19 protein-coding genes are annotated in these 22,282 nt (G+C 53.2%); 8 read left to right on the forward strand and 11 right to left on the reverse strand.

Translation table 11 applies throughout. From position 1 onward, the window contains the following. Positions 1–14: 14 nt before the first annotated feature. The 9 genes from ACUN8H_RS09995 to phnC all read right to left on the reverse strand — a co-directional run bounded on the left by ACUN8H_RS09995 (position 15) and on the right by phnC (position 7,690). Complete coding sequence (locus tag ACUN8H_RS09995) at positions 15–893, reverse strand: phosphonate C-P lyase system protein PhnK (RefSeq protein WP_445531990.1); 879 nt, start codon at positions 891–893, stop codon at positions 15–17. Then, positions 890–1,759 (reverse strand): alpha-D-ribose 1-methylphosphonate 5-phosphate C-P-lyase PhnJ, encoded by an 870-nt coding sequence (locus tag ACUN8H_RS10000; protein ID WP_445531991.1) that lies wholly within the window; start codon positions 1,757–1,759, stop codon positions 890–892. Before ACUN8H_RS10000 ends, ACUN8H_RS09995 begins: the two co-directional genes overlap by 4 nt. After that, positions 1,756–2,847 (reverse strand): carbon-phosphorus lyase complex subunit PhnI, encoded by a 1,092-nt coding sequence (locus tag ACUN8H_RS10005; protein WP_445531992.1) that lies wholly within the window; start codon positions 2,845–2,847, stop codon positions 1,756–1,758. Before ACUN8H_RS10005 ends, ACUN8H_RS10000 begins: the two co-directional genes overlap by 4 nt. Continuing rightward, positions 2,847–3,569: a phosphonate C-P lyase system protein PhnH gene (gene phnH / locus ACUN8H_RS10010; protein ID WP_445531993.1), complete on the reverse strand. Its 723-nt coding sequence runs from the start codon at positions 3,567–3,569 to the stop codon at positions 2,847–2,849. The genes ACUN8H_RS10005 and phnH overlap by 1 nt, the downstream gene beginning before the upstream one ends. Before the next feature lie 2 nt (positions 3,570–3,571). Then, entirely contained in the window at positions 3,572–4,021 is a 450-nt protein-coding gene (gene phnG, locus ACUN8H_RS10015) for a phosphonate C-P lyase system protein PhnG (protein ID WP_445531994.1), read from the reverse strand. Between the two features lie 41 nt (positions 4,022–4,062). Next, a complete protein-coding gene (gene phnF, locus ACUN8H_RS10020) occupies positions 4,063–4,809 on the reverse strand; it encodes a phosphonate metabolism transcriptional regulator PhnF (RefSeq protein ID WP_445531995.1) in 747 nt (248 codons plus the stop codon). Between the two features lie 74 nt (positions 4,810–4,883). After that, a complete protein-coding gene (gene phnE / locus ACUN8H_RS10025; RefSeq protein WP_445531996.1) occupies positions 4,884–5,678 on the reverse strand; it encodes a phosphonate ABC transporter, permease protein PhnE in 795 nt (264 codons plus the stop codon). Between the two features lie 67 nt (positions 5,679–5,745). Continuing rightward, positions 5,746–6,765, reverse strand: a complete 1,020-nt coding sequence (gene phnD / locus ACUN8H_RS10030) for a phosphonate ABC transporter substrate-binding protein (RefSeq protein WP_445531997.1) — start codon at positions 6,763–6,765, stop codon at positions 5,746–5,748. Positions 6,766–6,826: 61 nt separating this feature from the next. Then, positions 6,827–7,690, reverse strand: a complete 864-nt coding sequence (phnC, locus tag ACUN8H_RS10035; protein WP_445531998.1) for a phosphonate ABC transporter ATP-binding protein — start codon at positions 7,688–7,690, stop codon at positions 6,827–6,829. Between the two features lie 323 nt (positions 7,691–8,013). On the opposite strand from phnC, the gene ACUN8H_RS10040 reads away from it, so the two are divergent. The 5 genes from ACUN8H_RS10040 to ACUN8H_RS10060 all read left to right on the forward strand — a co-directional run bounded on the left by ACUN8H_RS10040 (position 8,014) and on the right by ACUN8H_RS10060 (position 15,481). After that, positions 8,014–9,636 carry a BCCT family transporter gene (locus ACUN8H_RS10040; RefSeq protein WP_445531999.1) on the forward strand — a complete coding sequence of 541 codons (1,623 nt, stop codon included), beginning with the start codon at positions 8,014–8,016 and terminating at the stop codon, positions 9,634–9,636. A gap of 433 nt (positions 9,637–10,069) precedes the next feature. Continuing rightward, a complete protein-coding gene (locus ACUN8H_RS10045; RefSeq protein ID WP_445532000.1) occupies positions 10,070–12,493 on the forward strand; it encodes an AAA family ATPase in 2,424 nt (807 codons plus the stop codon). Between the two features lie 570 nt (positions 12,494–13,063). Then, positions 13,064–13,201 (forward strand): AAA family ATPase, encoded by a 138-nt coding sequence (locus tag ACUN8H_RS10050; protein WP_445532178.1) that lies wholly within the window; start codon positions 13,064–13,066, stop codon positions 13,199–13,201. Beyond that, complete coding sequence (locus ACUN8H_RS10055; protein WP_445532179.1) at positions 13,185–13,631, forward strand: AAA family ATPase; 447 nt, start codon at positions 13,185–13,187, stop codon at positions 13,629–13,631. The genes ACUN8H_RS10050 and ACUN8H_RS10055 overlap by 17 nt, the downstream gene beginning before the upstream one ends. A 473-nt stretch (positions 13,632–14,104) precedes the next feature. Then, the gene (locus tag ACUN8H_RS10060; protein WP_445532001.1) at positions 14,105–15,481 is read left to right on the forward strand and encodes an NCS2 family permease; all 1,377 of its coding nucleotides are present in this window, start codon (positions 14,105–14,107) and stop codon (positions 15,479–15,481) included. 97 nt (positions 15,482–15,578) lie between these two features. On the opposite strand, the gene ACUN8H_RS10065 is transcribed toward ACUN8H_RS10060, so the two are convergent. Together ACUN8H_RS10065 and ACUN8H_RS10070 are read right to left on the reverse strand one after the other, a co-directional pair. Beyond that, positions 15,579–15,848 (reverse strand): hypothetical protein, encoded by a 270-nt coding sequence (locus ACUN8H_RS10065; RefSeq protein WP_445532002.1) that lies wholly within the window; start codon positions 15,846–15,848, stop codon positions 15,579–15,581. A gap of 289 nt (positions 15,849–16,137) precedes the next feature. Further along, positions 16,138–17,043, reverse strand: a complete 906-nt coding sequence (locus tag ACUN8H_RS10070) for a hypothetical protein (RefSeq protein WP_445532003.1) — start codon at positions 17,041–17,043, stop codon at positions 16,138–16,140. 132 nt (positions 17,044–17,175) lie between these two features. On the opposite strand from ACUN8H_RS10070, the gene uraD reads away from it, so the two are divergent. From uraD to aceF, 3 genes are all read left to right on the forward strand, one after another. Further along, entirely contained in the window at positions 17,176–17,709 is a 534-nt protein-coding gene (gene uraD / locus ACUN8H_RS10075; RefSeq protein ID WP_445532004.1) for a 2-oxo-4-hydroxy-4-carboxy-5-ureidoimidazoline decarboxylase, read from the forward strand. A 131-nt stretch (positions 17,710–17,840) separates the two neighbouring features. Continuing rightward, positions 17,841–20,513, forward strand: coding sequence for a pyruvate dehydrogenase (acetyl-transferring), homodimeric type (gene aceE / locus ACUN8H_RS10080; protein WP_445532005.1), 2,673 nt, complete (start codon positions 17,841–17,843; stop codon positions 20,511–20,513). 57 nt (positions 20,514–20,570) lie between these two features. Next, positions 20,571–22,274: a dihydrolipoyllysine-residue acetyltransferase gene (aceF, locus tag ACUN8H_RS10085; RefSeq protein WP_445532006.1), complete on the forward strand. Its 1,704-nt coding sequence runs from the start codon at positions 20,571–20,573 to the stop codon at positions 22,272–22,274. Positions 22,275–22,282: the final 8 nt, after the last annotated feature.

The raw sequence follows: 22,282 nt of genomic DNA on the forward strand, positions 1-22,282 counted from the left end.
AACATCAGTGCGGCTCATGGTGTTAACACCGATGAGACGAGTAGTTGGGTATAGTTGTGCTGCGGGTCGTCGAGAATCTGGTCGGTCAGACCGGCCTCCACGACCCGACCTTGTCGCATGACCATCAGTCGGTGGGCCAGCAGGCGGGCAACGGCTAAATCATGTGTCACTAGGATCACCGATAAACCAAGCTGCCGGGTCAAGGTGCGGAGCATGTCGAGCAGACGCGCTTGTACCGACACGTCGAGCCCGCCGGTGGGCTCATCCATGAACACTAAGCGTGGCTCAGTCACCAAGGTGCGGGCGATCTGCAAGCGCTGCTGCATCCCGCCAGAGAAAGTACGTGGCGCATCATCGATACGCCGTGGGTCCAGTTCCACGCGGCCCATCCAGTCCTGGCTTGCGGCGCGTAAATTGCCATAGTGGCGTTGCCCTAACGCCATCAGGCGTTCGCTGACATTGGCCCCGGCGGAGACACCAAGACGCAGACCATCGCGGGGGTTTTGATGCACTAGCCCCCATTCCATACGCAGTAGCGCGCGGCGGCGTGCCTCGCTAATGGCGTAGAGATCAAGTGCCCCTTCGGCCACGCCTAGCCCTGTGTGAGCAGACTCTGGGTTAGTAAGCTCTGTGCCAGTAAACTCTGTGCCCGTAAGCTCAGGAAAAGATGGCTCAGAACGGTGATAAATCACCTGGCCGTTGTCCGGTTTTTCAAGCCCTGAAAGCACTCTTAGCAAAGTCGACTTGCCCGAGCCGGACTCACCGACAATACCGAGCACTTCACCCTGGTGCAGTGTGAAGTCAATCTCTTCGCACCCCTGTTTGGGGCCGTATAAACGCGTGATGTTGCGTGCTTCAAGCAGTGCCGGGCGTATTAGCTGTGGGCGTTTCATGCCACCTCCCCGCGACATTGCTGGCAGTAATCCGTGTCTGAGCAGACGAACATCCGCCCACCTTGGTCATCGGTGATGACCTCATCTAAGTAGCTATCCGACGCTCCACACAACGCGCATGCCTCATCCCAAGACTGGATCTCGAACGGATGATCCTCGAAATCGAGACTCTTGACCTGGGTATAGGGAGGAATCGCGTAAAGGCGCTTCTCACGCCCAGCGCCAAACAGCATAAGCGCCTCATTCATATCGAGTTTAGGGTTGTCGAACTTGGGAATGGGCGAGGGATCCATCACATAGCGTTCATCCACCTTGACCGGATAGGCGTAGGTAGTGGCGATATGACCATGGCGAGCAATATCTTCGTAGAGCTTCACATGCATCACGCCGTACTCTTCGAGAGCGTGCATCACCCGAGTTTCCTCTTCGCTCGGTTCGATAAATCTCAACGGCTCAGGAATGGGCACCTGGAACACCAGAATCTGGTGTCGGGAAAGGGGACGCTCCGGAATTCTATGACGCGTCTGGATAACGCTAGCCGCCGCGGTGCTTGTGGTGGTTTCAACCCCCGCCACACGCTCGAAAAATTTGCGAATGCTGACGGCGTTAGTCGTGTCATCCGCCCCTTGATCGATCACTTTAAGTACATCGTCAGCGCCGAGGATGCTGGCGGTAAGCTGCATCCCACCGGTTCCCCAACCATAGGGCATCGGCATCTCGCGACCACCGAAAGGCACCTGGTAGCCGGGAATCGCCACGGCCTTTAGCAACGCGCGGCGAATCATGCGCTTGGTCTGTTCGTCCAAGTAGGCAAAGTTATAACCGCTGTAAGCTTGACCGCCTTGGTCATCAACGCGGGGAGTCATACGGGGCGCTCCTGCTCTGAGGGTTCGCGGAGGTCGTGCTCCCGGCGTAGGCGGCGCAACAGCTCTAGCTCCGACTGAAAATCGACGTAGTGCGGTAACTTCAAGTGAGAAACAAAGCCCGAGGCCTCGACGTTATCGGCATGAGCAAGCACGAACTCGGCTTGCTGGGCGGGCCCTTGTACCGGTTCGCCAAGCTCTTCAGCGCGCAAGGAGCGGTCGATCAACGCCATCGCCATGGTTTTGCGCTCATTGCGACCAAAGGCCAAACCGTAGCCGCGGGTAAACTGCGGCGACTTTTCGCGGCTACCGCCGAACTGGTTGATCATCTGGCATTCACTGATCATGACCTCACCGATACAGAGAGGAGCATCGAAGCCTTCCACTTCGATTTCCACCTCAACGGCGCCCTGACGAATCTCACCAGCGAAAGGGTGGTTGCGGCCATAGCCACGCTGAGTCGAGTAGCCCAGCGCCAGCAAGTAACCCTCATCGCCTCGCGCTAGCATTTGTAAACGCGTGGCTCGGTTGACGGGGAAATCCGGGGGATCCCTGGTGATGTCGTAGGGCTCGGCGCCATCGTCCAGCTCTTTTTCAATCAACCCTTCAGCATCGAGCGAATCCAGAATCTGAGGACAAGCCTCAAGCCCTGCCTGGGCTCTTTCCGGATCAGGAGTCTCCCCTTCGGCCAGTAGCATGAAATCCAGCAGTCGATGGGTGTAGTCGTAGGTTGGCCCCAGTACCTGCCCACCAGGCACATCCTTGAAGGCGGCACTGATACGCCGCTCGACATGCATGGCCTCTGTTTTGAGCGGCATGCTATCGGCGAGCCGGGGTAACGTGGTGCGATAGGCACGCAGCAGAAACACCGCTTCGGTTAGGTCACCGCTGGCTTGCTTCAACGCCAACGCGGCAAGCTCAGCATCCATCAGTGACGCCTCGGCCATGACGCGATCCACCGCCAGCCCCAACTGATCGCGAATCTGTTCGGTCTGCAGTTCAGGCTGGTGTCGGTCGCCTCGACGGCGATCCGCCATCCAGCGGTGGGCGTTAGCAATGGCCTGTTCGCCTCCTTTAACGGCAACGTACATCAGGCGCGCTCCTTGGCTGGATGAGTAAGGGGAGTGAGTGATTCACCCTCCAACGGCTTCTGAATGCGAGTACTACGGGGAATGGCCGTCAGGGAGGATCCCGAGGTGAGAATCGTGTCGAGACCCAGTGGAAAGCTTGCGCGGTTGAGCGCTAGCCGCTGCATTAGCGCCTCAGCCGTGTCATCTAGCTCAAGCACTCGCTGGTTTAAAATACCGGGACCACTTAATTGCCAGCATGTATTGCCGCGACTCCTGGCATCACTACGCCCTTCCGCCAAGGACTCCAGCACGACAATGAGCGTGGTACTTCGGTCAGGGTAGATATCGCTGCCTTCAGAAAAGCGAGGCATTGCCTGACAGGTCGATGGCATTACAAGCGCAAAATCAGCCTCTTCCGCGCGACTCACAATGCGTGCCCCGGTATGGAAGGCGACAGCCTCGGCTAAACCATCACGGTTTAGTTCGTCCGCAATCCACACCCGTGTATCCAGGTCACACAGCACAAGTAGTACTGCCCAGGCAGCGGACGACATGGCAACGTCTTTAGACAGCGGCGCCAGTTCCACCTCAGCAAAGATGCCGGGTTCGGCCATACTGCTTAGCACTTGTCGGAACAGCTGCTGGCTGTGGTGAACAGCCCCCTTCAATGCTGGCCATTGATGCGGCTTGGGCACATAAGGTGGTGGTTCCGACGCTGAGAACTCCATCGTGGTATCGTGCATATCTACTCCCCTCGCACCATGGTGAAGAAGTCGACCCGCGTTGCCGCCGCAAGCTGGGAGCGCTCAGCACGGTCGTCCGCGAGCGCCTGAGTCAGTGGTTCAATCAGCTCCGCATCGATGCGTCGCGCCCAATGCGCTTTGTGTGCGCAAGCATCAATCAAGGCGATTAATTCAGCGTGTTCGCGGCTACGCCCCGCGACCCACCCATGGCCGATGTCACCGCCATCTGGCGCATTTTCATCGAGCACCACGCTGACACGGGTTAGGGTCATCTCGCCCAGATTAAAAGCATTGCCCGTCCCGCCTATACGGCCACGTACCATGACCATCCCGGTTTCAGGCCCGCGTACGCAGCGATGAGTCGCCTTGATGCCGAGCTTCATCCAGCCTTCATTGAGGCGCTCTAAAGGTGTCAGCGCGAGAATGCGGTGACGCTGTTCAGGAGTCATCATTGTTCCTCGTCGTTGTCAGATCGGTGAAGGCCGACCCTGAGTTAGCGCTCATTAGGAAAATCGAAGTGGTAGGCGACACGGTCGGCCCGGGCGCGACTGACGGAAACTTCCACCAAGCGCCGTGATTCATCGACGTTGTCGCTGGTCAGAATCAATAGCGGTGCAAGCTGAGGGCACTGCAGCAAGCGGCTATCGTCACGATCCGCCTGAACTGCCTCCAGGCGCACTTGGGCGCGGGAGAGTCGCAGGCCATAGTGCTGGTCAAGTACTGCGCGGGTTGAGCCACCGCGATAGCGCTCACACCAGTCGGGCACGCGTGTGGCATCGAACCAATGCCGCAGATGAAGCAGCGGCGCGCCCTCCACAAGCCGCAGCGTATCCACGCATAACAGGCACTCACCCTCCGCCAGTTCAAAGCGTTGAGCGATCGCTTCTGGCGGCCGCAAAAGCCCTTGATTTAAACAGCGTGTTTCGGTGTTATGCCCCAATTCCGCCAGGTTATGAGTGACCTTACTACCGGCGCTCACCATGTAATCCAACCGCCGGTCGACCACTTGCGTGCCCCACCCTTGATGGCGCGTCACCATGCCGGCAGCGACCAGTTCATCCAGCGCACGGCGAACCGTATGGCGATTTACCTCAAAGCGTTTGGCCAATGCCTGTTCGCTGGGTAGTTGGTCACCGGCGCTATGGTCGCTGCGAATGTCCTGGGCCAGAATCGTGGCCAATTGACGATAGCGCGGCTCACTCGCTTCCTGACGGTGGTGCTGTATCAGTTGTCTAGACATTTATACTCCTGCCAAATAGACGCTGGGTTACCACTAGCAACCCGATAAGGGAGACCATGGCGAGGTTTGCCAAGCTAAATGAAGCGCTTGCGTAAGCGCTGGGAGGCCACATCAAGCAACGTGACGGCGACGATGATGACCAGCATGATGGTGGCGGTTTCAGCGAACTGAAATCCGCGCATGGTTTCCCACAGCGCCACTCCAATACCGCCCCCACCTACCATGCCAAGTACGGTGGCAGAACGAATATTCGACTCGAAGCGGTAAAGGCTCACCGATATCCATAGCGGCAGTACCTGAGGGATCAGTCCAAACGTGATCTCCTCGATACGCCCTGCTCCTGTCACTCGAATCCCTTCCATTGGGCCCGCATCGCTGGCTTCCACTGCCTCTGAAAACAGCTTCGCCAGCACCCCCGTTGTGTGCACAAACAGTGCCAGCGTGCCGGCAAAAGGCCCCAGCCCCACCGCCACCACGAACAGCATCGCAAAGACCAGCTCATTGATGGCACGGCACGCGTCCATGAGGCGACGCATCGGCTGGTAAACCCACCAAGGCACCAAGTTTTCGGAAGAGAGCAGGCTGCAGGGCACCGCCACAATAATGGCCAGCAGTGTTCCCCAAATAGCGATTTGGATCGTTACCAGCATTTGATGGATGTAATGACCAAGATTGCCGAACGCGGGAGGAAAGAAATCTCCAGCCAACGTGGCCATGTTGTCCGCGTTCGTCACCAGCAAGCTGGGGCGCATTTCGGCGCCCTGCCAGGACCAGGCCAGCACACCCAGCAACACACCCCAGGCGATTAGCGAAAACCAACTGCGTCGACGCTGCAGCGGTGCGGTCATTTGAGAAGCGTGAGTATTCATGGTCTCTCCGGGCTGGAGGGGCGGCCAGCGCTCCCCCGCCGTCGATAATCTATTAAGTGCTTGAACGTTATTCGGCGTTGGCCACAGAGGGAGCGTCCGATTCAGCCTCCTCCATTGCCTCGAGGCGTTGATTGAGCTCGTCCAGCTGTGCATCCAACGCCGCTAGCTGCGCTTCTCGATCAGCGTCAGAGAGGCTCTGATCATTGGCGATATCAGCACGCTGGCTAAACAGCTCAAGCTGGCGAATCGGTAATAGGCTATCGTTGCTGGAAGGAGCAAAATGACTCCACTGCAGGGGGGCTAAAATCTCCTTCTGTTCATCGCTTTCGCCATAATTGAAGAAGAAGTCTCGCAAGTTCTGCTTGGTCTCTTCGGGCAGGTTGCTGCGCCATACGAGGGGATCAGAAGGGATCAGCGGCGATGTCCACACCACGCGAAGTTGCTCCGCTTTATCAGGCGCGGTGATCTCCAGGCGCTCCATACTCTCGGTATTAAAAGTCGCCACATCGACTTGTCGGTTGGCGACCGAAAGCGCGTTCGTTTCATGGTTGGAGTTCAAGGTGCGTTTAAAGGCAGAGGAAGCATCCACGCCATTCTTGGCAAACACGTAGTAACCGGGCACCAAATAGCCAGACGTTGAATTTGGGTCGCCGTTACCAAAGGTGAGATCAGACGCGTTAGCCAATACGTCTTCGATGCTGTGCAGGTCGCTATCTTCATGCACAATCATCAAGCTCCAATAGCCCGGCTCACCACTCTCCGGAATCGTCTGGGCAAACACCTCGCCACCCGCACGATCGACGGCTTCCATCGCCGACTTATTGCCGTACCAGGCGAGATCGATCTGATCGAAGCGCATTGCCTGAATCACCGCGGCGTAATCGGTCGCAAAGAAAGGCTCAACTTCTACCCCAAGGCTCTGCGACATATCCTCTAGAAACGGCTGCCACATAGGCCGCTGGTTCTGACTCGACTCGGTGGAGATAATGCCAAACTTGAGTGTTTCGGCGGCGAAAAGCTGAGTGCTAGCCAGCAGGCCAATTCCCGCCATCAGCGGCAGAACCAAACGGCGATAGTTAAACGTCATGGGTGTCTCTCCAGAGTAATAGGGTTATCAAGGGCAGGTTCAAAGGTGCCCGGCACAGGTATCAACCCAGCGCGGGCGTTACGACGGTAGGTGGCGTTCTAGCTTTGCGATCACTGGGCAGCGCTGTGCCGTTTGAGGCTTCACTGGCGCGGAGCTCATCAAGGTCGGAATTTTCGTAAAGCGCTTGTAGGCGTGCATCGGTGAGTTCGTTAATGGGGCCATCGAAGTACAGGTGGCCATCCTTAAGAGCAACGGCACGGTGGCAATAGCGACGCGCTATATCGACTTGGTGCAGGGTGACGACGACAGTGCGGCCGTCTTCGGCGTGGATACGGCTGAGAATTTCCATGACTTCCCGGGCACTACGCGGGTCGAGGGAAGCAATCGGCTCATCGGCCAGGATCAGTTCGGCGTCCTGCATGAGTACCCGAGCAATGGCGACCCGCTGCATTTGTCCACCCGAAAGTGTATTGGCGCGCTGATCAATGAGCTCTTCCAGCCCCACTCGGGCCAAGCAAGCGCGCGCACGCTGGCGCTCCTGATCGGTAAAGCGGCCGCAGAGAGCTCTTATCCGTGACATGCTACCCAACTGCCCAACCAGCACATTGGTCAGTACGCTGAGACGACCTACTAAGTTGAACTGCTGAAAGATGTAACCGGTACGGCAGCGCTCGATGCGAGCGGCTCGGCGCAAACGCCCGCTCGCCTGCACTTCACGCCCCATCAGCGACACACGGCCACCCTGGATACGATTTCCACAAGTAAGGCCGACAAGGTGACGTAGTAACGTGGATTTGCCTGAGCCCGATGGCCCAATCAGCGCAACCATCTCGCCTGTTGCAACGCGAAAGCTAACGTCGTTTAACACCTGGCGGTGTCCAAACGACTTATTTAAGCCTTCCGCATTAATAGTAGGAATAGACATGGCGCTTCTCCTTTAGGAATAGCGCCATTCTGGTTGAAGGAGATGAACACCAGTTGTCTAGACAATGTCATTTTGATGATAATTTCAGGCCCGCCTCAGCCTCCTCAACACAGAGCCAACAGTGTCGCTCACCCAATATCAAAGACTTGTCTCTTAATGACTCACGATTGAAATGTGTATGTCATCCGGTCGTCATACGTTTTCCTATCGCGTCCCGGCTACCCAGCTTGGCGTTATCCGCCTATAACACCTACGTTGTTTTAATGGTTGGTTATAAAAACCGGTTATAAAAACTGAGCGTAAAGATACAGGGAGACGTAACGATGGATGCACTTGCGCGAAAGCTGGGCCTCAAGACGGATCCCACCATATTTTTCACCTCAGCGGGGATCATGATCGTTTTTCTAGTGGCGCTGCTGATTGCGCCAGGCCCTATCGGGGAGGCCTTCGGTGCGGGACGGGAGTGGATCGTTACTAACCTAGGCTGGTTTTTTATTTTGGGGGTAACAAGCTGGGTAGGGTTCCTGCTCTGGGTGGCGATCAGCCGTTTCGGGGCGATTCGCCTGGGTGGCAATAATGCGAAACCGGCCTACACCAACGCTTCATGGTTCGCCATGCTGTTCGCGGGTGGTATCGGCACGGTGTTGATGTTCTGGGGCGTGGCCGAGCCGATTTCCCACTTCGCAACGCCCCCAAGGCCAAGTGTCGAGCCCTTCTCGGTGGCCGCCGCCGACGATGCCATGAGCTTCTCGATCTATCACTTGGGCCTACACACCTGGGCGATTTTCGCCATGCCAGGGCTGGCGTTCGCGTACTTTATCTATCGTTACAACCTGCCGATGCGTTTCAGCTCGGTGTTTTTCCCGCTGCTAGGCGAGCGCATTCACGGCCCCATTGGTAAGGCACTGGACATCTTTGCCGTGCTCGGCACGCTGTTTGGCGTGGCGGTGTCTGTCGGCCTGGGCACTCAGCAAATCAATGCCGGGTTAACAGAACTGTTTGGTATTCCGGACGCGGTGTTGACCAAGGTAGTGATCATCGCCGTGCTGACATCCGTTGCCGTGGGGTCGATCATCGCGGGACTGGATTCAGGGGTGAAGCGGCTTTCTAATATCAATATCTGTATGGCCGTAGGCCTGCTGCTGTTTGTGCTGTTTACCGGTTCGACGGTTTTCCTGTTGCGTGCCGTGGTCGAAACCTTTGGCCTCTATATAACGAACTTGCTGCCCATGGCGTTTTGGAATGACACCCTGGCACGCTACTCCAGCGAAGGCGGCGCCTGGGGATGGCAAGGCAGCTGGACGGTGTTCTACTGGGCCTGGACCGTTACCTGGTCGCCGTTTATCGGCATCTTCGTGGCGCGCATTTCCCGCGGCCGAACCATCCGCGAGTTCGTGCTCGGCGTGCTGTTTGCGCCCTCTATTTTTACGCTGATCTGGTTTGCGATCTTCGGCTGGTCAGCGATGGAAATCGACGGCATTGGGGCGGCAGCCCGTGAAGCCATGGGTGACCAAGCCGGTACTTTATCCGCTGCCGTGGCCGAAAGCATCCCCCTCGCCATGTTCGCGTTTTTCGATAACTTCCCCGCCGCTACCTTGATTCAGGGCTTGGCGGTGGTGATCGTCGCCATCTTCTTCGCCACCTCATCGGATTCCGCCTCCCTGGTGGTCGATATGCTGTGTACCGGCAGCGCAGACCCAGGCCCCTGGCACCAGCGGGTTTTCTGGGGTGTCTCGGAAGGCATGCTGGCCGCCATGCTCATCGTGCTGGCAGGCGATGCCGGGCTAACCGCACTCCAAGAGGTCATCACCGTTGTCGGCCTGCCGATGTTTATTCTGGTGTTTCTCATGATGTTCGCGCTTTACCGCGGCCTCATGCATGAGGAGCTCAGCGAAGTAAGGGTAGGCACGCCGCCGAAGCAGGAAGAGTTGAAGCCGGAGGATTAGGTGGCACACAACAGGGTGCCTGCGAGGAATTGCAGGCCCCTGTTTCAAGTGGTGAAGCTAGGTAGGTTGTATCTGTGACCGTCTGCTTCCTAATTAATGCTCAGTTGTGAGCGCGCATTCCTGCGAACCTATCAAAGACAGCTGCAATTCACTCCTACAAAGCGCTGGGAACAATGCTGCGTGCCTTTCGATAATGGCTACTACATTCGGCGGGGCCTTTTCGCGCGTTAGCTCCATTCAGGAATAGGTGAAGCGTTGAAAAGAAAGCTTACGAAGCTCAGCCCGCTTAAGCAGCCTATGCTAGGGTAAATTTAGTAGAGGGTTGAACAGGTAAAAGCAGAGCATACAAATCGAGATAGAGCATAAAGGCAGTTAACGACTCAAAGCGTTCTATTTCAACTAGCTAAAAATAAAAATTGGGGATTATAGGCCGGTGATAAACCAGATAGACATAGCAAGCTTTGGAAGTTTCAGCGGTTTGGAGTGGAAGAGGACTGTTCGTGATAGAGGCAAAAACGTTCAGAATTTCAAACGCCTCAACATCATCTATGGACGTAATTACTCTGGGAAGACGACCCTTTCCCGAGTTTTTCGTGCCCTAGAGATACGTAAGACCCCACTCAGCTACCTTAACCCCTCCTTCACTATCTACGGGGAGAAGGGCAATGTTACGCATGCAACAATACCGGCTCACAACTATGACGTCCGGGTCTATAACCGTGACTTCGTAACGGACAACCTGGGTTTCCTGGTCAACCAGGTTGATGGGGAAATCAAGACATTCGCCATCGTCGGTGAGCAAAACAAAGAGATTGATGATGCAATTTCAGCCATAGAAACCAGGCTTGGTAGTGTGGAAGGTAAATGCGGTCTTCGGTATGAGCTAGAAACGAAGAAGAAGGAACGTGATCGCACAGAGACCAGCCATAGAACTGCCTCTAACTCTTTGGAAGAGAAATTGCGCTCACACGCAAATAAAGAGATCAAGAAGAATCGGGAGTATGGCTCTCCCGTATACAACATTGGCAGCATTAAAAGTGACATTGCTGCCACTAAGAAGCCTGACTTCGTAACTCTGACTATTGACGAACAAGCTGCAAAGCTTACTCTATTAAAGCAAGAAGCCCTACCAGATATAACTGGCACATTGGGAATACAACTAAAATTTGATTCATTGTGTAGTACGGCAGAGCCACTTCTATCAAAAGAAATTACGCCCACAAAACCGATTCAAGAACTGCTTAATGATAGTGTTCTACAACTCTGGGTCAAGCAGGGAATCGGTCACCACCGTGAAAAACGTGATACTTGCGCATTTTGTCGCCAGGCCTTACCAGACAATATTTGGCAAGTACTGGACTCTCACTTTAGTAAAGAGTCTGGAGAACTTGAAGCCGCTTTAGATGCTGCGATCTTGACCGTCAACAATGAGATAAATGCAATTTCTGGCTTCAACAGCTTTAAAAGAGACCAGTTTTATACAGAAGAGCGATCTGCTTTTGACACAAGTAGTGCAGCTCTTTCTCATGCATTGGGAGTCTATAAAAAAGATCTGGAATCACTGAAAAAAGCCTTGGAAGATCGCAAAAGCAATCTCTTTCAGGTCATTTCCTTGAAGGATTCTATTCATGATGGCAAAGAAATTCAGAAGCATGTGGATGCTATAAATGCGTTGATTTCCACAAGCAATAGCAAGACGAAAACACTTGAAAAAGACAAGATTGCAGCCAGAAATGCACTTCGTCTGACTAACGTCTATACTTTTTCCCAAGCAATCAACCATGATGACGAAATTGTTAAAATTAACAATTTAAAGACTGACATGGATGGAGCGAGAACTACGTACGACGAAGCTGAGAAGGAAATTCGTAAGTCAGAATCAGCAGTTTCTGCCTTGCGAGCGAAACAGAAGGATGAAAGTAAAGGAGCCGATAGAGTCAACTCCTTGCTCAATCATTTCTTTGGCCATGATGGAATCAAACTTGAAGCTAAAGACAATTTAGACCAAACAGCAGTCAAGTTTGAAATTACCAGAGATGGAAAGTCCGCATACAACCTCAGCGAAGGTGAGTGTAGCCTAATTGCTTTCTGCTATTTTATTGCCAAACTTGAAGATCCAGACAGTATGGGAAAAAAACTTATTATTTATATAGATGATCCTATTTCCAGCTTGGATGGAAATCACATTTTCTTTATATTTAGTCTGATTGAAAGCTTAATTGCCAAACCAATTAAGAATCCCGACGGCTCAAACGCCTACCGCTACAAACAGCTTTTTATCTCGACACACAACCTTGACTTCCTCAAATACTTGAAACGTCTCTCCATCCCTAAGAAAAAGATTACTGCAGGAGAAGGGAAACAAAAAAGTGTTGATGATAACGAACATTTTATGATTGAGCGTAATGGTGCATCAAGCAACATCTTGCTTATGCCATCCTACCTCAAAGATTACATCACTGAGTTTCATTATCTCTTCCATCAAATCTATAAGTGTAAGGATCCAGAAAATGCACATATTAACTATGAGCCATTCTTTGGGTTTGGCAATAATTTAAGGAAATTTCTTGAAGCATTTTTATTTTTTAAGTACCCCTATCACGACAACAGAAATGATGCCTTTGAAAGAATCAAGAAGTTCTTTGGAGAAGAGGAAGATACAGCGATTGCGCTATTAAACCGTCTTAATAATGAGTTCTCTCACCTTGAGGCCGTCCCCGACAGAGGTTTCAAACCAGTGGAAATTCCTGAAATATCCAAGGTGGCAAATTATGTTTTGGATAAAATCTATGCCGCTGATCAGGACCAATATAACGCCCTTCTTAAAAGTATTGGAGAACCAGAACGAACATCCTGAATAAGAACCTTAGTCTTAGATGCAGAATCATATTAAGCTGCATCTATAAATTAATAGCAGGTAAAAGATCCTAACTGACGACCAAAAAAAGGAGGCCTGCGATTTCTCGCAGACCCCTTTTTAACAATTTGGCGCGCCCGGCAGGATTTGAACCTGCGACCCTCGGCTTCGGAGGCTAATTTCAAACCTTACCAATGATCTATCCTTCCAAGGCAACCTACCGATAAACATCATTTTAAACCAATAAAAACAGAAGCCTATATAAAAGTAGAGTGCTAATACCACATTTCACTTTATCCCTATTAACATCAACCACTACCCTTCGCCACCATCAAAGAGGTCACATAGCGTGATTTTAAAATGTCCGGTTTTTGGACGTTTTTGACCTTTGGCGGCAGTGCTTTAACTATCTCTCAAACACACCATGATGATCACCCGGCAAAAGGACCTCCTCTCCCCCGCCTTTCAGCATGATGAACTGCCACAATCCCCAAATGGGTTGCACATTAGAGGACAGCTTTTCATCTACTTATCGTCGTCAATTCCTCACTGGAATTCAGACCTTCTGACATCCGTGAAAGCGACGATTACTACATTAATAAAACGCCCTTTATTGAGCGCCTAGCCAATAAGAACAAGTACTATACATTTCTCGCCGCAGGCGTTTTTGGCAAGAGCCTACTACTGAGCCCTGCACTGCCTATTTGAAGGCCATAAAGCCTTGTTTGAAAGTTTGTATATTCAAGATAAATGGGATCGGGGGACTACCTATCCAGTGGCTCGCTTTAGCTTTAGCAATGGTGTTTTGCAAAGCCGCGCTGAGCTGGTTGAATGCATCCGTGAGCAGCTACTACTCACTGAACGTGAGCGCTTAGGCCTGTCTGTTGATCATAAGACCGATATTGCTGGTGAGTTTGAGACGTTGCTTCGTCAAGCGCATTTCAAAGCCAACCAGCACGTGGTGGTTTTGACCGACGAGTACGGAAAGCTAATTTTGGTTAACTTTACTCAACCCAGAGCTTGCCCGAGAACGCCAAGAGGGTTGAACAATCTGAACGACATCACACTGACGAGTCCTTTTCCACTATTTGTAACTAATCCAGCATCAGTGAGATACGTATTAACTGCTCAGGCTTGATCGAATCGCCAAAGTAGTCATCCCCCTTTCGCACCGTTGTAGTTATATAAGTTTACCGCCATAGACCCTTTCATTACGCCCCGAGATATCCAATTAGCGTGCTGATCAGCAAGCTGTCTCTAGCTACTCAGTTCCCGATGGGGACAATGGGCAGAACCCCTTCGTAATAGGGATGAATTGGCCAGAGAAAATAAGGTCACAGGAGGCGGCTTTCATCGTACTAATGCCACCAAACCGAGAGCATCGCCAATATTGAATTCAAATTGCAACTCGTACATTAGGAAAATGTTCATTGGGTTTGATAGCCCGATGCCAGTAACTCTCCAAGGTAAACGAGTTCGCTGAAACCATTTTTCCTGCCTTGACCGACTCTGGCTACGCTCATAGACTTGACCGAATGGTCAGTAAATAATCAAAGACCGTTTATAACCAATAACGACACCTCCAGCCATTACAATAACAAGGTATCGGGTATGCAAGAGACAACAGCCTACTCATCCGAGAAGCTCAATCCGGATGTTGACGATGCGGAGCGCCATCTGCCGTTTCTGGATCGCTTTTTTAACGTATCTAAACGCGGCTCTTCAATAAAAACAGAGGTTCTCGCTGGCCTTGCCACCTTTCTTGCTGGCATGTATATCATCGTGGTCAACCCAGCAGTGCTCAGCGATGCAGGCATACCTTTCACTGCCGCGCTCTCAGCCACTGTTCTGATCAGCTTCATGGGAAGTTTGGCCATGGCATTTTACGCCCGCAACCCCATTATGGTGGCACCGGGCATGGGCATGAACGCGCTGTTTACCTATACCTTAGTTCTGGGTGCTGGGATCAGTTGGGAAGTGGCGCTTGGTTGCGTATTCTGGTCGGGGGTAATCTTTGCGGTGCTGGCGCTGTTCAATGTACGCAAGGCCGTCATCGAGGCGATCCCGTTGTCGCTGCGCTATGCAATTACCTGCGGTATCGGGCTGTTCATCACCTTCATTGGGCTGCAAAACGCAGGCTTCATTGTGGGAAGCGATGCCACCGTGGTGTCGCTTGGCACCATGGACGCACATCTGGCTACGTTCTTTCTGGGGCTGATTGCCACGGCGGTGTTCGTGATCATGCGCTTTAACGGTGCGCTGGTCATGGGCATTGCGCTGACCACAATGGCTGCCGCGCCCATGGGGCGGCTGTGGGGCGACGAAGTCATGGTGGCCTGGACAGGCCTTGCCGCCTGGCCGGATTTCAGCGCGGTGATGATGGTGGACATCATGGGTGCGCTGAAAGTCGCCTACCTACCGTTCATCTTCGTGATGCTATTTACCAACTTCTTTGACGCCATGTCGTGCTTTATGGCGTTAGCCGAAACCGCCGACCTCAAGGATAAAGAGGGCAATCCACGCAACCTCAAGCGCTCCATGACAGTGGATGCCTTTTCGTCGATGATTGCCGCTCCACTTGGCACCAGTGCCGCACAGACGTTCATTGAGTCCGGGGCGGGCGTGGCCCAAGGCGGGCGCACTGGGTTGGTGGCACTGGTGATTGCGTTACTGTTCCTGCCGTTCTTGTTTCTCTCGCCATTACTTTCGCTGGTGCCAGGTATTGCCACCGCACCTGCGCTGGTTATGGTAGGGCTATTCATGATGGCTCCAATACGCAAGATCGAGTGGGAGCATTTTGATCAGGCGTTCCCCGCATTTCTGGCAATCATCCTGATGCCGCTGACCTACTCAATCACTTTGGGCATTGCTTTTGGCTTTATCAGCTTCGTGTTGGTCAAAGTACTTACCGGGCGCTTAAGTGAGATCAAGCCGGCCATGTGGATAACCGCCGCGCTGTCGGTAGTCATGCTATTCACCGCGCAATAAGCGATCTGCCGTCTGCGCAGTGTCAGGCGGCATTTCGAACTGTAGAGAATTGATCCCACAGGCTTTTGTCATCTCAGCCTGAAAGTCGACGCAACAACTAGAGAAGAAAGCCTAGCGACATAATCTTTCCAAGAGAGATAGCCATAGAAGTGAGCCTTGGCAACAGCCTGCCGGAACAGTCTGCTACCACAGCATAGAGAACACGAGTTGGGGTCAAAGACCTTTCTTGGGAAGCTTGTGCCGAAAGAACCGTGCCTTGATCCGACTGTACAACAGGACGACTAGCTGTAGCATTCGCCACCACAGTAACGTTAAAGCCTAAGTTAAACGCCCCAGGCGCTATAGAGTTATCGCACATATGGGTCATAAAACCGACCAATATCAGTTTACGGCAGCCTGTTTTATAGAGATTCTTTCAGTTCAAGCTGTATAAAAAAGCTTGCATACTCTTCCACTGGCTTCTCCATATCAGCAATCTGTCCCTTATGTCTGTGGTATCAAAGTAACTCTATCTCCAGCCTCTGTTAAACATGAATCATTGATGCACCTAACCACAAGCTTTCTTTAGTAGCTCTTTAGCTTCTGCGGAGGTGATATTGACCTTAAATAAATGAGATAACAAAGACTGATAATACTCAATAATTCGGTTATTAAGATTAGAAATGCCATTCGACATTAAACGTAATAGCATCGGTATCCACACCGGGCTTATCATTATTACCAAACTTATTGCGCCAGTACTCGTAGCCAACGCCCGCCCATAATGAGTTTTCTGCCCCCCATGCGACTTGACCAACATCGAACATCAGCGAGGTACGCATTAATTGCTCAGGCTTTGTAGCCTCTCCAAAGTAATCGTCTCCTTTCTCGCTGTTGTAGCTGTAAAAACCTTGGAATTTTAGCGGTAACCCTGCCGCTTCAAACGGCAACCCCCAGACTAAGTTTAGTTGGTAATAAGGATCAAAGGAGATGCTATTTTGGTTTTCCGGTAGTCCACAGGGTGGTAAGCCGCAGTGATTCCATTCACGGCTATAGAACAAGCTTAGATCTATAAAGCCTCGTGGCACGTCAAACTTAAACGTTGGCCCAACCACCAGTTGGCGCTTACGCGGCGCAAAGCCGGTGTTTTTAGTGTTGAGGTCAAACCCAAAGGTCAAAGCCATATCTCTCACTGGCCCGAATCCTATCGGCTCATCAAATACGCCCCCCGCATGCAATTGATGACGGTATGCCAAGTACGCCTCTGTTGCCCCTGAATCACTATTGTTGGCGGGGTCTTCACTACTGGATTGAAGGACATCCAGGTTGAAAAAGTTTTGGCCCAGTGAATAACCACTTACATGGGTGAACTGGAGAATATGCTTCTCCACATGTTCAGGGTTATTAGGCTCCGTAAACTGTGTTCCGTAGCGATACCCCACAAACGTATCACTCCATGTCGCCGCTTGAGCACCTACCGAGATAGTGCCCAGCAAAGCGCCTACTGTTAGATACTTTGCAGCTGGTCGATTGCTCTTCAACATGCGAAAACCTCTTTTGTATGATTTTGTTTTTAGACGCATTTTTTACGCCTCGAATGCTTTTTCTGGCGTGGAAAATTGTTTTTTTTTGCGATAACCACTCTTCTTAGAGTACATTTACCTATATTTATTGTATACAATAAAAAAGACTAAGAAATACAAAAGGAGAGCAACATGACGCACACTTTAAACGCCGCCCGTCCTAGCAGTCTTGGTTTAGAAGATTTTCTTACCCATTACGGCGATATATTTGAACACTCACCATGGGTGGCAGAAACTGCCTGGAAACAAGGCCTTATTGAACAACACGATGATGCCGATGTATTAGCAGACAGCATGGGAGCAGTGCTTCGAAACGCAGTTGTCGATGAGCAAATTGCCGTTATACGCGCTCACCCTGATCTCGCGGGAAAAGCCGCTTTGGCCGGCGAGTTAACTCAGGACTCTACCCGTGAGCAGGCAGGTGCCGGGCTAGATCAGTGTTCGACCGAAGAGTTTGAGCGATTCCAACTAATGAATCAGGCTTACCAAGATAAGTTCGGCTTTCCCTTCGTGATTGCCGTTAAAGGGCTTGATCGTCACGACATCCTCGCTGCGTTCGAAACGCGTCTTGAAAACGACGCTGCGACCGAACGACAAACCGCTATTGATCAAATCATTCAAATAGCGCGTTTTCGCCTGCGCATGCGTGCTGAGACGGCAGCTTAACTTTCCAAATGCGCAATTTTTCAAATACTTACTAATCACGCGCTTAGCATGAATACTTTTCCCACAGCCTGAACGGTACTCGCCCTTCGTGCTGTGAGGCTTACCCTTTATTGTCATTCGGAGAGACCTTTATGAGTCTGGAGACAAGAGAAGATCTCGATACGGTCGAAACCACGGAGTGGCTAGAATCCCTGGAATCGGTACTGGATCGTGAGGGCGAAGATCGTGCCCGTTACCTGATGACCCGCCTGGCGGATCGCCTACGTCGGGGTGGGATGAAAGTACCTTTCTCGGTGACAACCCCGCACCGTAATACGATTCCGGTTCACCGCGAAGCGCCGATGCCCGGCGACCTGTTCATGGAGCGTCGTATTCGCTCTTTGATCCGTTATAACGCGATTGCTCAGGTCATTCGCAATAACCGCGCCAAGCCGGGCCTGGGTGGCCACATTGCCAGCTTCATGTCATCTGCCACGCTGTATGACGTAGGCTTTAACCACTTCTTCCGCGCCCCTCAAGGGGATTTCGCTGGTGACTTGGTGTATATCCAGGGCCATGTGGCGCCGGGTATTTACGCGCGTTCCTATTTGGAAGGACGCCTTTCTGAAGAGCAGATGGACAAGTTCCGCCAGGAAGTCGATGGCGATGGTCTCTCTTCCTACCCGCACCCGTGGTTGATGCCGGACTACTGGCAGTTCCCCACGGTATCGATGGGTCTTGGCCCCATTCAGGCCATTTATCAAGCGCACGTGATGAAGTATCTGCATCACCGTGAGCTGAAAGACATGTATGACCGTAAGATCTGGTGCTTCATGGGCGACGGCGAGTGCGACGAGCCGGAGTCCCTGGGCGCCATTTCACTGGCGGGCCGTGAAAACCTCGACAACCTGATCTTCGTGATCAACTGTAATCTGCAGCGCCTTGACGGCCCTGTGCGCGGTAACTCGCGGGTGATGGACGAGTTCGAAGGCGTCTTCCGTGGCGCTGGTTGGAACGTGATCAAGGTCGTCTGGGGCCGCCATTGGGATCCGCTGTTCGAGAAGGACAAGAAAGGCATCCTTCAAAAACGTATGGACGAAGCGGTCGACGGCGAGTACCAGAACTACAAAGCCAACGGCGGTGCTTACACCCGTGAGCACTTCTTTGGCAAATATCCAGAAACCGAAGCGATGGTTAAAGACCTCTCTGACGAAGATATCTGGAAGCTCAACCGCGGTGGTCACGACCCGTTCAAGGTTTACGCGGCCTATCACGAAGCCGTGAATACCTCTAACGGCAAGCCCACGGTGATTCTGGCGCATACCGTTAAAGGCTACGGTATGGGTAGCGGCGATGGCGAAGCGGCCAACGAAGCGCACCAGGTCAAGAGCATGGAGTACGAAGCGCTCAAAACCTTCCGTGATCGCTTCGGTATTCCCATCACCGATGAGCAGCTCAAAGACGTTCCCTATTACAAGCCGGAAGAGGACTCTCCCGAGCTTAAGTACATGCACCTGCAGCGCGAGCGCCTGGGCGGTTACTTGCCCAGCCGTCAAAGCGACTTTGAGGCACTGGAGATTCCTAGCCTCGAAGATAAAACCTTTGCCTCGCAAATGGGTGGCTCGAAAGGGCGCGAAGTCTCCACCACCATGGCGTTTGTGCGTGTTCTGAATGGCTTGGTGAAAGATAAGAAACTTGGTAAGCACGTGGTGCCGATCATCCCTGATGAAGCGCGTACTTTCGGTATGGAAGGTATGTTCCGCCAATTGGGTATCTACACCTCGGAAGGCCAAAAGTACGAGCCGGTCGATAAAGGCCAGATCATGTTCTACCGCGAGGATCAGAAAGGTCAGATTCTCGAAGAGGGCATTACTGAAGCCGGTGCAATGTCCGCTTGGATCGCTGCCGCGACTTCCTACAGCAACAACAACGTCACGCTGCTGCCGTTCTACATCTACTACTCGATGTTCGGCTTCCAGCGCATTGGCGATTTAGCCTGGGCCGCCGGAGACCTGCAAGCCCGCGGCTTTATGGTCGGCGGCACCGCTGGACGTACCACGCTCAACGGCGAAGGCCTGCAGCACCAGGATGGACACAGCTTGATACAAGCCTCCACCATCCCCAACTGCCGCAGCTACGACCCCACCTACGCCCACGAAGTCGCGGTCATCCTGCAAGATGGTCTGAAGCGCATGTTCACGGACAAAGAGAACTGCTTCTACTATCTGACGGTGATGAACGAAAACTATGAGCAGCCCGCCCTTGAGACTGTCCCTGCGGAAGACATCATCAAAGGCATGTACCTACTGCGTGAAACCCAGGGCGACAAAGGCCGCGTGCAGTTGATGGGCTCCGGCACCATCCTGCGCGAAGTCGAAGCCGCTGCGGAACTGTTGGCCAAGGACTGGGGCATTGGCGCCGACATCTGGAGCGTCACCAGCTTTAACGAGCTACGTCGCGAAGCACTGCTGCTTGAGCGCAAAACCTTCTTGAGCCCCGATGATGAGGCCACCAAGCCCCACGTCACGGCGTGTCTCGAAGACCGCGTCGGTCCGGTGATTGCCTCCACCGACTACATGAAGCTCTACGCCGATCAGGTACGTGCCTGGGTGCCAAGCGACTACACGGTGCTGGGCACAGACGGCTTTGGCCGTTCCGACACTCGCGAGAAGCTGCGCTACTTCTTTGAAGTAGACCGCTACTTTGTCACCGTCGCGGCGCTGCGCGCCCTGGCGGCCCGTGGCGAGATTGATCACAAGCACGTCGGCGAGGCGCTGAAGAAGTACGGCATCGATGCCAACAAGCCGAACCCGCTGACCAGCTAACCGCAGCCCGGCGGGCAATGGCCCGTCGGCTCGATCCGATTTGGAAGGAGCGCGACCTTGAGTAGCGAAATCATCAAAGTTCCCGACATCGGTGGCGATACCGATGTCGAAATCATCGAGATTGCGGTGTCAGAAGGCGTTGTCATTGAAGCGGAAGACACCCTAATCACCCTGGAATCCGACAAAGCCAGCATGGATGTTCCTGCCCCGAAAGGCGGCAAGGTGCTCAAAGTGCTGGTCAAAGAAGGCGAAAGCGTCTCGGAAGGCGACGACATTGTCGAGCTAGAAGTTGAAGGCAGCGACGAAACCGGTAAAGACGGCTCACAGGATGCAGCGGCTGAGCCTGAGCAGGACGACGCGCCAGCGAAAGATAAGCCTAAAGCAGCGTCTCAAGAGCAGGAGCCTGCGCCTCAAGAGGCCAGCGGCGGCAAACAAACGGTTGATATCAAAGTACCGAACCTGGGTGGCTCGGACAGCGTTGAAATTATTGAAGTCGCCGTCAGCGAAGGCGATGAGGTCAACGCCGAAGACACACTGATCACCCTGGAGTCGGATAAAGCCTCCATGGACGTGCCGAGTCCTTATAGCGGCAAGATCATTACGTTTACCGCCAAAGAGGGCGACACGGTCTCCGAAGGCAGCGTGATCGGCCAGATGGAAATCTTTGGCGAAGGCGACGCACCTGCCCAGGAAGCCGAATCCGCCTCGAACAGTGCGCCGGAAGAAGCGGTAGCTGAAAAGAGCGCCACTAAAGCGCCTGTGAAAGAAAATAGAGCGGTTTCACCAGAAGGTATGCCAAGCCCCGAAGCACAAATAGCAGCTCACAAACCCCGCGATGGCAAGCTGGTGCACGCCGGTCCTGCAGTGCGCATGCTGGCCCGCGAGCTGAGTGTAGACCTTGCCTTAGTCATGCCCAGCGGCCCAAAGGAGCGCGTGCTCAAAGAGGACGTGCATGCCTATGTGAAACAGGCAATTGCCAACCAAGGCAGCGCCCAAGCGGCAGTACCGGTAGGGAGCGGTGGTGCAGGCATTCCAGCGATCCCAGACGTTGATTTCAGCCAGTTTGGCGAGGTGGAAGAGCAGCCCATGGGTCGTCTGCTGAAAATGGGCGCCACCAACCTGCACCGCAGCTGGCTCAACGTTCCCCACGTGACCCAGTTTGACGAAGCTGATATCACCGAACTTGAGAACTTCCGCAAAGCGATGAAGGCTGAAGCCGAAGCGCAGGGCGCGAAACTCACGCCGCTGCCCTTTATGGTGAAAGCCTGCGCCTTTGCACTGCGTAAGTTCCCCCAGTTTAACGTCAGCCTCAAAGGCGACGGCGAAACGCTGGTGTGGAAGAACTACGTGCATGTCGGCATTGCGGTGGATACGCCAGATGGATTAATGGTGCCCGTCGTGTGCAACGCTGATCAAAAATCTTTGATTGAGATTGCCAAGGAAATGGCAGAGCTTGGCAAGAAAGCGCAAACCAAGAAGCTTAAGCGTGACGAGATGACCGGTGGCTGCTTCACCATTTCGAGCCTAGGCTCGATTGGTGGCACAGCGTTTACGCCGATCGTTAATGCGCCGGAAGTGGCAATTTTGGGCGTATCGAAAGCACAGATGAAACCGGTGTGGGATGGCAGCGCCTTCCAGCCGCGTTTGATGATGCCGCTATCGCTCTCCTATGATCACCGGGCGATTAACGGTGCGGATGCAGCGCGCTTTACCGCCTTCCTGGCGGGCGCGCTGACGGATATTCGGCGGTTGTTGCTGTAACGGATGCT

This window comes from Vreelandella sp. V005, from assembly GCF_052645115.1.

Bases quoted from the DNA above. Each gene is read 5' to 3' on its own strand.
- phnC (WP_445531998.1), bottom strand. From the start codon at position 7,690: ATGTCTATTCCTACTATTAATGCGGAAGGCTTAAATAAGTCGTTTGGA.
- phnD (WP_445531997.1), bottom strand. From the start codon at position 6,765: ATGACGTTTAACTATCGCCGTTTGGTTCTGCCGCTGATGGCGGGAATT.
- ACUN8H_RS10060 (WP_445532001.1), top strand. From the start codon at position 14,105: ATGCAAGAGACAACAGCCTACTCATCCGAGAAGCTCAATCCGGATGTT.
- ACUN8H_RS10070 (WP_445532003.1), bottom strand. From the start codon at position 17,043: ATGCGTCTAAAAACAAAATCATACAAAAGAGGTTTTCGCATGTTGAAG.
- aceE (WP_445532005.1), top strand. From the start codon at position 17,841: ATGAGTCTGGAGACAAGAGAAGATCTCGATACGGTCGAAACCACGGAG.
- phnF (WP_445531995.1), bottom strand. From the start codon at position 4,809: ATGTCTAGACAACTGATACAGCACCACCGTCAGGAAGCGAGTGAGCCG.
- ACUN8H_RS10005 (WP_445531992.1), bottom strand. From the start codon at position 2,847: ATGTACGTTGCCGTTAAAGGAGGCGAACAGGCCATTGCTAACGCCCAC.
- ACUN8H_RS10065 (WP_445532002.1), bottom strand. From the start codon at position 15,848: ATGACCCATATGTGCGATAACTCTATAGCGCCTGGGGCGTTTAACTTA.
- ACUN8H_RS10000 (WP_445531991.1), bottom strand. From the start codon at position 1,759: ATGACTCCCCGCGTTGATGACCAAGGCGGTCAAGCTTACAGCGGTTAT.
- ACUN8H_RS09995 (WP_445531990.1), bottom strand. From the start codon at position 893: ATGAAACGCCCACAGCTAATACGCCCGGCACTGCTTGAAGCACGCAAC.
- phnG (WP_445531994.1), bottom strand. From the start codon at position 4,021: ATGATGACTCCTGAACAGCGTCACCGCATTCTCGCGCTGACACCTTTA.
- phnE (WP_445531996.1), bottom strand. From the start codon at position 5,678: ATGAATACTCACGCTTCTCAAATGACCGCACCGCTGCAGCGTCGACGC.
- ACUN8H_RS10040 (WP_445531999.1), top strand. From the start codon at position 8,014: ATGGATGCACTTGCGCGAAAGCTGGGCCTCAAGACGGATCCCACCATA.
- phnH (WP_445531993.1), bottom strand. From the start codon at position 3,569: ATGCACGATACCACGATGGAGTTCTCAGCGTCGGAACCACCACCTTAT.
- uraD (WP_445532004.1), top strand. From the start codon at position 17,176: ATGACGCACACTTTAAACGCCGCCCGTCCTAGCAGTCTTGGTTTAGAA.